12 protein-coding genes and 1 other RNA gene are annotated in these 13,883 nt (G+C 50.2%); 12 read left to right on the forward strand and 1 reads right to left on the reverse strand.

The window, feature by feature from the left end:
* Positions 1 to 40: 40 nt before the first annotated feature.
* The 10 genes from glyQ to rnpB all read left to right on the forward strand — a co-directional run bounded on the left by glyQ (position 41) and on the right by rnpB (position 10,902).
* Positions 41 to 928, forward strand: coding sequence for a glycine--tRNA ligase subunit alpha (gene glyQ, locus JFN88_RS18080; RefSeq protein ID WP_199020694.1), 888 nt, complete (start codon positions 41 to 43; stop codon positions 926 to 928).
* Positions 921 to 3,002, forward strand: a complete 2,082-nt coding sequence (glyS, locus tag JFN88_RS18085) for a glycine--tRNA ligase subunit beta (RefSeq protein WP_199020695.1) — start codon at positions 921 to 923, stop codon at positions 3,000 to 3,002. Before glyQ ends, glyS begins: the two co-directional genes overlap by 8 nt.
* Positions 3,003 to 3,023: 21 nt before the next feature.
* Positions 3,024 to 3,839, forward strand: a complete 816-nt coding sequence (locus JFN88_RS18090) for a pyruvate, water dikinase regulatory protein (RefSeq protein WP_199020696.1) — start codon at positions 3,024 to 3,026, stop codon at positions 3,837 to 3,839.
* Positions 3,840 to 3,964: 125 nt separating this feature from the next.
* Positions 3,965 to 4,435: a YaiI/YqxD family protein gene (locus tag JFN88_RS18095; protein WP_199020697.1), complete on the forward strand. Its 471-nt coding sequence runs from the start codon at positions 3,965 to 3,967 to the stop codon at positions 4,433 to 4,435.
* A 169-nt stretch (positions 4,436 to 4,604) separates the two neighbouring features.
* Positions 4,605 to 6,410 carry a DNA primase gene (dnaG, locus tag JFN88_RS18100; RefSeq protein ID WP_233168021.1) on the forward strand — a complete coding sequence of 602 codons (1,806 nt, stop codon included), beginning with the start codon at positions 4,605 to 4,607 and terminating at the stop codon, positions 6,408 to 6,410.
* A gap of 18 nt (positions 6,411 to 6,428) precedes the next feature.
* Positions 6,429 to 7,550 carry an RNA polymerase sigma factor RpoD gene (gene rpoD, locus JFN88_RS18105; RefSeq protein ID WP_199020698.1) on the forward strand — a complete coding sequence of 374 codons (1,122 nt, stop codon included), beginning with the start codon at positions 6,429 to 6,431 and terminating at the stop codon, positions 7,548 to 7,550.
* 128 nt (positions 7,551 to 7,678) lie between these two features.
* Positions 7,679 to 8,506 (forward strand): hypothetical protein, encoded by an 828-nt coding sequence (locus JFN88_RS18110; RefSeq protein WP_199020699.1) that lies wholly within the window; start codon positions 7,679 to 7,681, stop codon positions 8,504 to 8,506.
* Positions 8,507 to 9,286 carry a tRNA (adenine(22)-N(1))-methyltransferase gene (locus JFN88_RS18115; RefSeq protein WP_199020700.1) on the forward strand — a complete coding sequence of 260 codons (780 nt, stop codon included), beginning with the start codon at positions 8,507 to 8,509 and terminating at the stop codon, positions 9,284 to 9,286. It abuts the gene before it with no gap.
* Positions 9,262 to 10,377, forward strand: coding sequence for a Nif3-like dinuclear metal center hexameric protein (locus JFN88_RS18120; protein WP_199020701.1), 1,116 nt, complete (start codon positions 9,262 to 9,264; stop codon positions 10,375 to 10,377). Before JFN88_RS18115 ends, JFN88_RS18120 begins: the two co-directional genes overlap by 25 nt.
* A 116-nt stretch (positions 10,378 to 10,493) precedes the next feature.
* Positions 10,494 to 10,902: RNase P RNA component class A (gene rnpB / locus JFN88_RS18125), an RNA gene on the forward strand.
* 119 nt (positions 10,903 to 11,021) lie between these two features.
* Here the strand turns inward: rnpB and JFN88_RS18130 are convergent.
* Positions 11,022 to 12,926, reverse strand: a complete 1,905-nt coding sequence (locus tag JFN88_RS18130) for a S8 family peptidase (protein WP_199020702.1) — start codon at positions 12,924 to 12,926, stop codon at positions 11,022 to 11,024.
* Between the two features lie 183 nt (positions 12,927 to 13,109).
* On the opposite strand from JFN88_RS18130, the gene JFN88_RS18135 reads away from it, so the two are divergent.
* Both JFN88_RS18135 and JFN88_RS18140 read left to right on the forward strand, forming a co-directional pair.
* The gene (locus tag JFN88_RS18135; RefSeq protein WP_199020703.1) at positions 13,110 to 13,613 is read left to right on the forward strand and encodes a YpuI family protein; all 504 of its coding nucleotides are present in this window, start codon (positions 13,110 to 13,112) and stop codon (positions 13,611 to 13,613) included.
* Positions 13,614 to 13,666: 53 nt separating this feature from the next.
* Positions 13,667 to 13,879, forward strand: a complete 213-nt coding sequence (locus JFN88_RS18140; RefSeq protein WP_199020704.1) for a DUF1540 domain-containing protein — start codon at positions 13,667 to 13,669, stop codon at positions 13,877 to 13,879.
* The last annotated feature ends 4 nt before the right edge of the window (positions 13,880 to 13,883 follow it).

Here is a 13,883-nt window from a genome sequence, read left to right on the forward strand (position 1 = left end):
AAGGCCTTGCATATTTAAATTTAAATTGGAGAGTGAAGCCATGAATTTTCAGCGTATGATTTTAACGCTTCAGCAGTTTTGGGCAGAGCAAAATTGTATTCTTGTACAGCCTTATGATGTTGAAAAAGGTGCGGGCACGATGAACCCGATGACTTTCCTGCGTTCAATTGGCCCAGAGCCATGGAATGTCGCTTATGTAGAGCCTTCCAGACGTCCTGCCGATGGCCGCTACGGGGAGAACCCGAACCGTCTATATCAACATCACCAGTTTCAGGTTATTTTGAAGCCGTCACCGGACAATATTCAGGAGCTGTACTTGGAGAGTCTGCGCCGACTTGGCGTCGATCCGGCTCATCATGATATCCGTTTTGTCGAAGACAACTGGGAGTCGCCGACGCTTGGCGCCTGGGGGTTGGGCTGGGAAGTATGGCTGGACGGCATGGAAATCACCCAATTTACTTACTTTCAGCAAGTAGGAGGGATTGACGCTGTTCCGGTAGCGGTGGAGATTACGTACGGTATGGAGCGTCTGGCATCCTATATTCAAGATAAGGAAAATGTATTCGATCTGGAGTGGGTTGATGGCGTTTCCTACGGGGATGTATTCCTGCAACCGGAATTTGAGCATTCCAAATATACGTTTGAAACATCGGATGCGGCAATGCTGTTCTCTCTGTTTAATATGTATGAAGAGGAAGCAAGGAAGACGCTTGAAAATAACCTTGTATTCCCGGCTTATGACTACGTGCTGAAATGCTCTCATACGTTCAATCTGCTGGACGCAAGAGGGGCAATCAGTGTAACGGAGAGAACCGGCTATATTATGCGGGTTAGAAATCTCGCCCGTGCGTGTGCTGCGACTTATCTGGAGGAGCGCGAGCGGCTAGGATTCCCGCTGCTGAAGAAAGGAGTGGTACAAAATGGCTAAGGACATTTTGCTGGAGATTGGACTGGAGGAGGTTCCGGCCCGCTTCGTGCGCGGCGCAATGAACCAACTAAAGGAGAAAACCGAGAAGTGGCTGCGAGACTCCCGGATTGCTCATGGCGAAATCAGTGCCTATGCGACGCCGAGAAGGCTGGCTGTTCTTGTTCGCGATGCGGAAGAGAGACAAAGCGATATTAACGAGGAAGTAAAAGGCCCATCCCGGAAAATCGCGCTGGACGACCAGGGAAACTGGAGCAAGGCAGCGCTTGGATTTGCTCGCAGCCAGGGCGTGGAACCGGAAAAGCTGTTCTTCAAGGAACTGCAGGGCGTGGAATATATTTACGCTAATAAGAGCAGTATCGGTACGGCAACCTCCGAAGTGCTCGCAGAAGGATTGAAGTCGATTATTCTGTCAATGTCCTTCCCCAAAAATATGCGTTGGGGCAATCACGAGCTTCGTTTCGTCAGACCGATTCGCTGGCTGGTCGCCTTGTTCGGTGCGGACATTATTCCATTTGAAATAACAGGCGTAACAACCGGAAATGCCACACGCGGGCATCGTTTTTTGGGGGAAGAGACTTTAGTTGCGCTGCCTTCGGAATATGTGGAGCAACTTCGCAAACAGCATGTTATCGCAGATGTAGCTGAGCGCAGCGCCCTGATTCTGAAGCAGATTCACGGGCTGGCGGCGGAAAAGGCTTGGCAGATTGCTGTGAAAGAGGACCTTCTGGAAGAAGTATTGTTCCTCGTTGAGTATCCGAACGTGTTGTTCGGTTCGTTTGATTCCACCTTCCTGGCCATTCCGCAGGAAGTGCTGATTACATCGATGCGTGAGCATCAGCGCTACTTCCCGGTTATGGACAAGGCTGGTACGCTGCAGCCATATTTTGTTACCGTTCGTAACGGGGACCGGACATCCATCGAGCAGGTTGCCAAAGGCAATGAGAAGGTGCTGCGCGCGCGTCTGTCCGATGCGAAGTTCTTTTATGCCGAGGATCAGAAACTGGCGATCAGCGACGCGCTCTCCAAGCTGGAGACAATCGTATACCATGAGGATTTGGGCACGACAGCAGATAAAGTGCGCCGGATTCGGGCGTTGGCAGAAGCGCTCGCCGGCAAGCTTGAAGTGGATGAGCAAACTGCGGCTGATGTAAGCCGGACGGCGGAAATTTGCAAATTCGACCTTGTAACGCAAATGGTCTATGAGTTCCCTGAGCTTCAAGGTGTAATGGGTGAAGACTATGCCCGCAAGGCAGGCGAGCGCGAGGCGGTAGCAAGAGGTATATTCGAGCATTACCAGCCGCGCTTTGCAGGAGAGACGGCGCCAGGAACTGTGACGGGAGCGCTCGTATCGCTTGCTGACAAACTGGATACGATTGTCGGCTGCTTCTCCATTGGCATTATTCCGACAGGCTCCCAGGACCCTTATGCGCTGCGCAGACAAGCGGCGGGTATCGTGCAGATTATTATCGCTCATGGCTTTAAATTGCCGCTCGGCGATTTGTTCGATCTGGCGCTGAACGTTCATGAGGCAAGAGGAATGAAACGGGAGCGTTTGGAAATACGTAAAGATTTATATGACTTTTTTGCTCTGCGCGTGAAAAATGTACTGGCTGAGCATGGTATCCGCTACGATGTCATTGATTCGGCTATGGCAGCCGGCTATGAGCGGCTCCGGTTCACGGTCGAGCGCGCATCGGCGGTATTTGCCAGCGCAACGGGCGAGGGCAAAGAGGAGTTCAAGCTGGCAACGGACGCATTCAACCGCGTATGCAACCTGGCGTCCAAGGCGGAGGGTGCGTCGCCTGATCCTGCATTGTTTGTGGAAGAAGTCGAGCATCAGTTGTATCGGGCATGGGAACAGGCTCATGAGGCTGTAACGAAAGCGATTGCCGCAGATGACGCCAAGGAAGCGCTGAATCGGCTCGCAACGCTTAGAGAGCCGATAACTTCTTATTTTGACAAAGTAATGGTCATGGCGGAGGATGAGGCTGTCAAGCGCAACCGACTCGCAACCTTGGCTGCGATTGCAGGCGATGTGCTGAAGCTTGCTGATTTCTCCAAGCTAGTGTGGTAGTCAAACGGAGGAGGGCTATTCATGAGCAATGAACCTTCATCAAGAGATGTGATCATCTATGTGGCTTCGGATTCAGCCGGAGATACCGGGGAAATGGTGGTCAGGGCGGCAATCGCCCAGTTCCACCCGGTCTACTCTGAAATTCGTCGCTATTCCTTCATCCAGGATGAATCGACCGTCAAGCGGGTTGTGCAGCAGGCCAAGAGCGAACAGGCAATTATTTTGTACACGCTGGTCATTCCTCATCTGCGAAGCAGCATTCTGCGGCTTAGCGAAGAGTTGGGCGTGGTTGCAGTTGATTTGCTAGGTCCGCTCATCGGCAGCCTGGAGCAGCGCATTGGCCGCATGTCGCGGCATGAGCCGGGTCTGAATCATGTGTTGGATGCCGACTACTTCCGGAAGGTGGAGGCAGTGGAATTTGCGGTAAAGTATGATGACGCGAAGGATACGAGCGGTGTGTGCAAGGCTGATATCGTACTGGTAGGCGTATCGCGAACATCCAAGACCCCGCTGTCCATGTATTTGGCGCATCGCAAATTCAAGGTTGCCAACGTCCCGCTTGTACCGGAAATCAAGCCGCCGGATGAATTGTTTTCTATTTCGAATACCAAGGTCATCGGGCTGACAATTGATACGCATTACCTTAATGTCATACGCAAGGAGCGTCTTAAAGCGTTGGGTCTTCCTGATAATGCCTCCTATGCTATGCCAGAGAGAATCGAGCGGGAACTGGCCTATGCAAAAAGCATTATGAAGCGAATCGGCTGTCTCGTAATTGATGTCTCCCATCGTGCGGTGGAAGAGACGGCCAGCCTGATTATGGAGCATATCAAATAGCATTGGCAGGATTTTTGAATTTTTCATCGAAATATAGACATTTAGAAGCTTACCTTTATGAATGACTTTATGTTCTAGGCGAAACAAGGTGTCAAAGTTTACCCGGAAATAGCGGTGATGCAGGAGTGGAACCAAGGGTAGCAACAATTATAGTAGATGCCGATGCCTGCCCTGTGAAAAAGGAGATCATAGAAACAGCCCGCCGTTTTCAAGTACCGGTGCTGATGGTTGCTTCTTATGATCATGTTCTCCAGCAGGAAGAAGGCGTGCAGACGGTTCAAGTAGACCGCAGCGACCAGTCCGTGGACCTTTACATCTCCAATTATGTAAAGCGCGGGGATATCGTCATTACACAGGATTTCGGATTGGCTGCGATCGCCTTGGGGAAAGGCGCAATCACTTTGTCCAACCGTGGACAACGGTATGATGGGGATATGATGGATTTTCTTCTGGAGCGCCGTCACGAACAGGCGAAGCGCCGGCGTGCGGGCGGAAAGACGAAAGGACCGAAAGCTCTGACTTCGGAAGATCGGAGCCGGTTTCAACAAAAGCTGACAAAAGTTTTAATACAGCGGCAGGAGATTGATGAGCTTTAGCGAATAATAATACATGCCTATGAAGTGAAGCGCTGTTCCATACTCTGTTAAACTTTGCTTCTATTGGAAATATAAGCCGATTATAAGCGAGTTCTTATGAAGGACTTATATTTGACTGAAGGTGATTAAGATTCAGAAGGGTATTCCTGATTCTGTAATTAAAGAGGTTTTGCAGCGCAATGATATAGTAGAAACGGTCGGGAAGTATGTCCATCTGGTCAAGCAGGGGAAGTATATGAAAGGCTTGTGCCCCTTCCACTCGGAAAAGACGCCTTCTTTCACCGTTACACCTGAGAAGCAGCTGTTTTATTGCTACGGATGCGGACAGGGCGGAGACGTAATCAAGTTTGTCAGTGAGCTGGAGGGTTATTCCTTTCCCGAGGCCGTTCGGACGCTTGCATTAGAAGCGGGAATACCGGTAGATTGGGAGGCCTCCGAGCACCAGTCGGATACTCCGTATCAGCGGGATCGCAGCAGTTTGCTTGCAGCTCATGAACTTACGGCCAAGCTTTACCATCATCTTTTGAACAATACGGAATTTGGCATTGAGGCCAAAGATTATTTGAGATCGCGCGGGTTGACGGACAAGCTGATTGACCATTTCATGATCGGATATGCGCCAGAGCGTTGGGATACGCTGACCAACTTCTTGAGCAGGCGAGAGTATGATCTGGAGCTAATGGAACGGGGCGGCTTGCTATTGCCCAAAAATGACGGTTCCGGGCATGTGGATCGGTTTCGCGGGAGAATCATGTTTCCGCTATGGGATCGAGAAGGGAAAGTCATCGGTTTTGCGGGTCGTTTAATGGGTGAAGGACAGCCCAAGTACCTGAATTCACCCGAGACGATATTATTTAATAAAAGCAAGAGTCTTTATCATTTCCACCATGCCAGACAGGAAATCAAGAAGTCAGGCAAGCTCGTTTTGTTCGAAGGGTATATGGATGTGATCAAGGCATGGGATGCCGGTGTGCGCAATGGCGTCGCGACGATGGGCACCTCGCTTACAGAAGAGCATGTCGAGATTATCCGGCGCGCTGCACAGGAGGTTGTCGTCTGTTATGACGGGGACAAGGCTGGACAAGCGGCCGCGCTCAAGACGATCCCGATGCTGGAGAAGGCCGGGCTCAAGACCAGCGTTGCTGTCCTGCCCCAGGGCCTGGACCCTGATGATTACATTAAGGACAAGGGACCCGAGGCATTCATCAGGGAAGTGATGAGCCAGCCTGTATCACCTTTGAAATTTAGACTTATATATTCAAGAAAAAGCCATACAATGGTAGAAGAAGAAGGCCGCAAAAATTACGTCATCGAGGCGGTTCGTCTGATCGCCCAGCATGACTCCGCGATTGAGCGTGAGTTTTATCTGAAAGAGCTGTCCCTTGAATTTGACATTTCGCTGGATACCTTGAAGCAAAACTGTCATCAGGTTCGCGAGCAAATGCAAAAAAATAAGTCGAATGGGGATAATAACGCTTTTTCGTGGAATAATGGTATGAATGAAAAACGCCGTTCAGCTGGCCCCCCGCCGGTGCTTCCAGCCTATCAAAAAGCCGAGCGTCATCTGCTGCAGATCATGCTGCAGGATGCCGATATCGCCGGTATGGTCTATGACCGGTTGGGAGACGCGTTTGTTGTCGAGGATCATGCTGCACTCGCTGCTTATTTATACGCTTATTACGCGCAGGGCAATGGTCCGGATGTGAGCCGCTTTATTGCTACGTTGCAGGATGACCGTCTTGAAAGGGCAGCAGCATCTATCCTTATGATGGAAGATACTCCATTTGATGATCAACTGCTTCATGATTATGTAAAGGTTATCCGCAAAGAGCAGAAACTGCGTCTGCTTGAGCAGCGGCGAGAAGAATGGACCCGTGCGGAGCGTTCTGGCAACCATCTGCTGGCAGCACAAATAGTTACTGAGATTATTGCCCTAGAGATACAGCTGAACGAAGGTCTGGAGGAGCGTTTCTAGGGAGGAGGGAGTCGGAATATGGCGAATGATCAGCATACTGAACTAGAAACTGAACAAAAGCTGGAACTGGTTAAAGAGCAGCTTATAGAACAAGGGAAGAAGCGGGCTTCTCTTACGTATAAGGAAATTGTAGAAAAGCTTTCCCCCTTTGATCAGGACCCTGAGCAAATGGATGAGTTTTTTGAGCAGCTGGACGATATCGGCATTGAAGTTGTTAATGAGAACGAAGACTTGCCTCATTCCGTAGAAGACCATGATCGCGAGCATGACGACTTTAACTTCGAAGATGATTTGGCGCTCCCGCCAGGAATTAAAATCAATGATCCGGTGCGCATGTATTTGAAGGAAATCGGCCGGGTGCCGCTTCTCTCTGCCGACGACGAGATCGAGCTTGCCAAGCGGATTGAGAAGGGCGATGCGGAAGCCAAGCGCAGGCTGGCGGAAGCCAACTTGCGGCTTGTAGTCAGTATAGCCAAACGCTATGTGGGCAGAGGCATGCTGTTCCTTGATTTGATTCAGGAAGGGAATATGGGTCTGATCAAGGCTGTTGAAAAGTTCGACTTCACCAAGGGCTTTAAATTCAGCACCTATGCTACCTGGTGGATTCGCCAGGCGATTACAAGAGCTATCGCCGATCAGGCGCGTACAATCCGGATTCCGGTTCATATGGTCGAAACAATTAATAAGCTTATACGTGTCTCCAGACAGCTCCTCCAGGAATTGGGTCGTGAACCGACGCCGGAAGAAATCGCCAACGAGATGGATTTGAGTGTAGATAAAGTTCGGGAGATTATGAAAATCGCTCAAGAGCCTGTATCGCTTGAAACACCGATCGGGGAAGAGGATGATTCTCATCTGGGTGATTTCATTGAGGATCAGGAGGCTCTTGCACCAGCTGACGCCGCAGCCTATGAATTGCTTAAGGAGCAGTTGGAGGATGTACTGGATACATTGACCGAACGCGAAGAAAATGTGCTCAGACTCCGCTTTGGACTGGATGACGGACGTACCCGGACACTCGAAGAGGTAGGCAAGGTGTTTGGCGTCACCAGAGAACGGATTCGCCAGATTGAAGCCAAAGCATTGCGCAAGCTTCGTCATCCCAGCCGCAGCAAACGTCTGAAGGATTTTCTGGAATAAAGCCTTTAACGGACCTTCTGCTTTCCGGCAGCAAGGTCTTTTTTTCCGCGAAACGAAACTTTGCCCGTCAAGTCAGCCCGCTTACGCTTGAAGATTTCTATTATTCTTCAGGGGAGGAACTGTAAATCATGAATCAGGAACGACGGAAAGTCATTATTAAGGAAATTGAGCACTGGCAGCGCAGCAAGCTTCTTCCTGACCAATATTGCAATTTTCTGCTTAACTTATATGTGGACGAGCCAAAGGACCGAATTCCATCGGGATGGAACGGCAGAGCAGCCGCCGCCTTGCAGCAGGCCAGTGGCAAACTATGGTTCAGCGTTATGGCTGTCATTGCCCTGGTCGGATGTATTGTCATTTATTTTAACGATTTTCACCCTGCAATGCAAATGGCTACGGTGGCTCTCGGGACCTGGGCGCTGCTGTGGCGAGGACAGAAGCTGAGGAAGCGCCATGAAGCCTCAGGATTGGCGCTGATCGGGCTTGGAATGATGTGCATGCTCGGCGGCGGACTTTATATCTTTTATCTGTATTCACTGTCGAGCCACAATTGGGAGCTTTTATATCTGGGCCTGTGCGCATTATTCTGGATTTCCTATGGCATTTCGGCAAGAATTCCGCTGCTCCACTTATGCGGGTGGATTGCAGCCATCATGGTGTACGCTTTGGTGCTGTACAAGCATACAACGGCTCCCAAATGGTATGATGTGCAGTTGTTTTGGATGCCGGCCTCTTTCCTTTATGCCTGGGGAAGCTGGTTTGTAAAGCGCTGGTCAAAGCAAGCATCGGCGATTCTGTTCGTTATGGCTGCGATTTTATGGTTTATGCCGGAAATTTACAGTATTTTGCTCTTGGACAATCAGCTTTGGATTCAGGTGCAACTGCTGGTCAAGATGACACTGGGGAGCGTATTGTTGTTCTCCCTACGAAAAAAATGGATTGCGTGGGTAGCTTAAATGTTGAATTTATCCAATCGTTTGGAACGAATTGCTTATTTTGTCGGACAGGGCAGACGGGTAGCCGATATCGGCTCAGATCATGCCTTGCTGCCGGTTTATTTGCTGCAAAGCGGCAAATCTCCCTCCGCCATTGCGGGGGAGCTTAACGGAGGGCCTTACGAGGCTGCACGGAGACAGGTTGCGGGTGCAAGACTGGAAGAGGCAATTCAGGTAAGGCAGGGCAACGGACTTGAAGTAGTCCAGCCCGGAGAGGCGGACACGATTACAATTGCCGGAATGGGCGGTGGACTGATCCGGGACATTTTAGAAGCCGGCAGACTGCAAGGCAAGCTTGAAGGGGTTCAGGAACTGGTGCTTCAGCCGAATGTCGGAGAGGAGCTGGTGAGAAGATGGCTCTTCAATAACGGCTGGTATTTGCAGGAGGAGGAGATCCTGGAGGAAGACGGCAAGACCTACGAAATCTTGCACGCAGTCCGCGAGCCCGACGCAGATGTTCGCAATAAGCAGCTCTATGATCCGTCCTTTTGGGAAAACGCCTATGCCAAGGTTCTTCGTAGTGAACTGTTGTATGTGATGGGCCCCTGGCTGCTGCGAAAGCCGGATGCCAACGGTATCTGGGCGCGCAAATGGAACAGGGAAATTGAAAAGCTGGAAAAAATCAGCCGGCAAATGGAGCGCTCGGAACTGGCAGAATCGCAAGAGAAGCTCAAGCAGTTGCAGCGGGATAGAGATGAGTTAAAGGAGGTGCTTGCGTGCTTGCAAACGGACAGACTGTAATTCAGATGATGGAGGAGCTGGCTCCGAAGCATTATGCGGTAGAGGGGGACAAGATCGGACTGCAAGTAGGGACGCTTAACAAGCCGGTCAGTAAAGTATTGGTTGCGCTTGATGTTACCGATGAGGTTGTCGATGAGGCGATTGCAGCAGGAGCGAATCTGATTATTGCTCATCACGCTGTCATTTACCGCCCGCTGGCCAAGCTGGATTTCTCGACGCCTGCGGGCAAATTGTTCGAGAAGCTGATCAAGCATGATATTGCGGTCTACATTTCACATACGAATCTTGACGTCGCAGATGGCGGAATTAATGATTGGATGGCCGAAATGCTGGGTCTTGAAGGCCGAGACCATCTGGAAGAGGTTCATAATGATCAGTTGTACAAGCTTGTTGTATTCGTGCCGAAGGCTCACCACAAGCAGGTGTTGGAGGCAATGTGGAAGAACGGCGCGGGACAAATCGGACATTACAGCAATTGCAGCTTCAATATCGACGGCACGGGAACGTTTCTCCCGGGCGAAGGGACAGACCCGTTTATTGGCGAGCGCGGCAAGCTTGAGCAAGTGGCCGAGGTGCGCATCGAGACGATTGTGCCGATGTCGGTCAGGCGCAAGGTAGTGCAGGCGATGCTCAAGGCGCATCCTTATGAAGAGGTGGCCTATGATCTGTACGCTGTGGATCTGAAGGGACGCTCATTCGGACTCGGGCGAGTGGGCCGAATGCCTGAGGCTGCAACTTTGGAGGAATTGGTTGAGAAGGTAAAGCAGGTGTTCGAAGTGCCTTTTGTACGAGTAGTCGGCAAGCTGGATAAACCAGTGCGCAAAGTGGCGGTTCTAGGTGGCTCTGGCGGGAGGTATGTGAACAAGGCGCTGTTTGTCGGAGCGGATGTGCTGGTGACTGGAGATATCGATTACCATACCGCTCATGATGCGCTGGCAGCGGGTTTGGCGATTATCGATCCGGGGCACAACATTGAGAAATTGATGAAGCCTCGTGTAGCGCAGTGGCTTGCCCGGAAGCTGGAGGACAAGGGTTATGCTACAGAAGTCGAGGCCTCTGCGTTATCGACCGAAGTGTTTCAGTTTATATAAAATCGCAAGCCGGACCAAGCTGAAGTGAATCCGGATTGCGACCCAATTGGCAACAACATTTTCAATTGCAGGACTTGAGCTTTGCACAAATTCCTAGTATACTAGCAAAGCACCGGAAAGTTTGACAGACAATCGCCGGCAGCTTTAAGACTGCGGGAGGAAAGTCCGGGCTCCATAGGGCAGGATGCTGGATAACGTCCAGTCAGCGCGAGCTGAAGGATAGTGCCACAGAAACGGACCGCCGATGGCCTGTACGCGTACAGGCACAGGCAAGGGTGGAACCGTGGTGTAAGAGACCACGAGCGGTACTGGTGACAGTACGGCTGGTAAACCCCATCTGGAGCAAGACCTAAGAGAACACAGCGGCTTCGCGCCGCGGCTTTGGCACCGAAGCGTGTTCGGGTTGGTCGCTTGAATTTTTCAGCAATGGAAAATCTAGATAGATGATTGTCGCCTAACAGTGGGAGGGTCGTTCCCGTTCGGACCACTTCAGGTACAGAACCCGGCTTACGGCAAACTTTCCGTCACGAACAATTTTGAGCATAAGCAAGTTGTTCCTATAAAGAGGGACCATCTGATAACATGAGTATGGATCATGTATCGGATGGTCCTTTTTTTAAAATATAAGATTTAAGCGCTTATGGCTATTGTGAATAAAGCCCTGTCCATTCATTCAGTTTTTGCCGGATCAGCCTTGTAATGTCACCAAGTAAAAACCGGCTGGCCCCAGGAGCAGGCGAGCCTTTCGCTTCCGGCTGCAAGCCGCCTACAGCGGCGCTCAGCGCCCGCACAACATCAATCTGGCCGTAGCCAAAGGACGTATCCTTGCCTACAGCTCCAAGGTCGGTGCTTGTATCCCGCATCAGCTGCATCACTTCCTTGTTTGTTAACTCCGGATTTTTGGAGCGGATCAGCGCGGCAAGCGCGGCAACATGGGGGCTGGCCATGGATGTGCCGGACAGAGCCGCATATTGGCTGCCGGGATAGGTACTTGCGATGCTTGCTCCCGGAGCGGCAACGTCGATGTAATCTCCGTAATTGGAAAAGCTTGCACGTTGTCCATTCGTATCGGTCGCCGCTACAGCGAATACTTCCGGGTAGGCGGCAGGATAGCCCGGCCGGTCTGTATTGTCATTTCCGCTGGCCGCTACTAGCACGACATCATGATCATAAGCGTACTTTATAGCATCATGGAGGAATTCCGCCGACGCATAGTTGCCAAGGCTCATATTAATGACCTTGGCTCCGTGATCTGTCGCCCAAATAATGCCTTCCGCAACCGAATAAGTTGTGCCGGCCCCTGATGCATCCAAAACCTTTACGGGAAGCACCTTGTTGTACCAGGACAAGCCGGCTACGCCCTCGCCGTTGTTGACAACTGCAGCGATAATGCCGGAAACATGGGTGCCATGACCAACGTCGTCATCCGGCTTGGCATTCTTGTCCACAATATTAATGCCTTCCATCAACTGGCCTTTCAAATCAGGATGATCCGCCTGAACTCCGGTATCAAGCACCGCGACAACAATCTCATTCGTTCCACGTTCCACGTTCCAGCCCTTCTCTGTTTCGATTGAGGGCAAATTCCACTGATATTGGGAATACAAAGCGTCATTCGGAATAATTGGCTGAATCTCTTGTTGTTCAGCCTTCATCTTCCAGTTGGTCATGTAAAAATAATGCGGCTCCACATAATGCGGATCATAGTTTTTTTTGAAATAATGAATAAGCTCTTCGGTCTTCATGGATTTGGAACGGAAGACGAAAGTATAGCCGAGCTTATGCACGTGGTCAGCATTTATTTCCTTGCGAATTTGCTGAATATGCTGCGGATTTGGATTCTGATGAAACCTTACAACAACCTCATTCGTATGGTAATGGGAGGCATCTCCATTATCCTCGCCTGTATGGACTTCTGTACGGTGCAGTGTTCCCGGCTCAACAGCCTTGGTTTTATATTTCGTTTCATGGGGATAAGGAACAAGTCGCAGATTGCGCAGCTGATGCTGCTCCACCTGATCCAGAATATGCTGTTTCACAACGCCGACCAGTCCGTGGCCCGGATGTTTTCGATCAGGGGTAGCCAGTACCATGTACCTTGCTCCACTTTTCAATTTTAAGGTGCCTGAATGATACTCCTTTCCCTTTTTTACAGCAACCTTGGCTTGTTCTACATGATCGGACATTCCCGCAGGCAAGGCGCCATATGGCTTGCTTCCGGTATTGTCCTGCCAACTCATATATTCCATATGCGGATGTTCTTTCATCATTGTACGGATGTAGGCTCGCCGCTTCTGATCATTGCCGGTGAATGCAATGGCCTTGGTCATTTGCTTGCGGCATTCCGCATGGCAGAGCATTGCGGTTTTGTCCATGTCGTTTTGCAAGGAAGCAAGCTTTAATTTTCTCTCCTCAAGGGGAGCCGGCTTGGGTGCTTCCGCTGTCTGACGCGGCACAGATGGAGAGGGGATAAAAATAGGAGCAATATGAATAATTAATGCCAGTGCAGCCAAAGCCATGAACCACCTGGCCATTTTTTTTCGTCGCATGTTGGTTTGTCCTCCCGTGTCGATTTGTTCGTGGTAAAGTATCGTTAGGGTAAGATGAAATGAGTGAAAATATACCGGAAATCCAGTCAATCTGCAGTACCATATCGATGTAATTTGTGGTACCATGTTGTTGGTGAAGTTGACCAAGTGTTTTCGCAATGACGAAAGGGGATTTTGATACTGATGCCATCGAATAATGTGAAGCAGCTTTGTGAAGACGCAAGAGAAAAATTAAAGGTATCGATTGAAAAGCTTGAGAGTTTTTTGAATGGTTATTCACTATCCGATTTATCCAGCCAGCAGCAAGAGGGGGAAAATGCGGAACTATTTTACAAAGGACTGTTATCCGACCTTCGTCATCTGCTTGTATTCTCAGAGGTAGCTTATGAGAAGCTTGGTGTCGCACTGAGACGTCCCAACTTTGATACTGAATTCGCAGAGCGTGCTTTGTATGAGGTATATCATCAGTGTGTGAACGCGTATTTTTATCCAAAAAATGAAGGTTATTCGGAAGACGGACGTTACGCATATACAGGCCAGGAGGCAATTCGCTTCTTGTTCAAGCCCGTGCAGCCTGCCAGGGACATTGTACTTGGCGTGTCCAATGTATATGAAGAGCTTCGGGATGATTTGACCTATTATGAAAACGACTATATGACGCAGCAACGCATGCAGCGGCAAAAATAAGTAAGGATAGCCCCCACAGTTAACGGGAACCTTGTTAACGGGGGGTGATGACGATGCCACAAGGCGTCAAATGCAGCGTATCCAACTGTTCATTCTGGAAGCAGGGGAACCTTTGCAATGCGGAACAAATTAGTATTGATATCGACCAGCATGCCAGCGCCCATTATGACACTGAATTTGCCGAGGAAGGTTTGAGCAGCAATCATCATGACCGGGCAGAGAATTCCTCTGTCACTTGCTGCCATACCTTCCGTCCCAAAAGTTGACCAA

Source organism: Paenibacillus roseus (genome assembly GCF_016424485.1).
GTDB lineage: Bacteria > Bacillota > Bacilli > Paenibacillales > Paenibacillaceae > Paenibacillus_D > Paenibacillus_D roseus.

Coding starts and splice junctions, on each gene's coding strand:
- glyQ (WP_199020694.1), top strand. CDS start 41: ATGAATTTTCAGCGTATGATTTTAACGCTTCAGCAGTTTTGGGCAGAG.
- glyS (WP_199020695.1), top strand. CDS start 921: ATGGCTAAGGACATTTTGCTGGAGATTGGACTGGAGGAGGTTCCGGCC.
- JFN88_RS18090 (WP_199020696.1), top strand. CDS start 3,024: ATGAGCAATGAACCTTCATCAAGAGATGTGATCATCTATGTGGCTTCG.
- rpoD (WP_199020698.1), top strand. CDS start 6,429: ATGGCGAATGATCAGCATACTGAACTAGAAACTGAACAAAAGCTGGAA.
- JFN88_RS18110 (WP_199020699.1), top strand. CDS start 7,679: ATGAATCAGGAACGACGGAAAGTCATTATTAAGGAAATTGAGCACTGG.
- JFN88_RS18115 (WP_199020700.1), top strand. CDS start 8,507: ATGTTGAATTTATCCAATCGTTTGGAACGAATTGCTTATTTTGTCGGA.
- JFN88_RS18130 (WP_199020702.1), bottom strand. CDS start 12,926: ATGCGACGAAAAAAAATGGCCAGGTGGTTCATGGCTTTGGCTGCACTG.
- JFN88_RS18135 (WP_199020703.1), top strand. CDS start 13,110: ATGCCATCGAATAATGTGAAGCAGCTTTGTGAAGACGCAAGAGAAAAA.
- JFN88_RS18140 (WP_199020704.1), top strand. CDS start 13,667: ATGCCACAAGGCGTCAAATGCAGCGTATCCAACTGTTCATTCTGGAAG.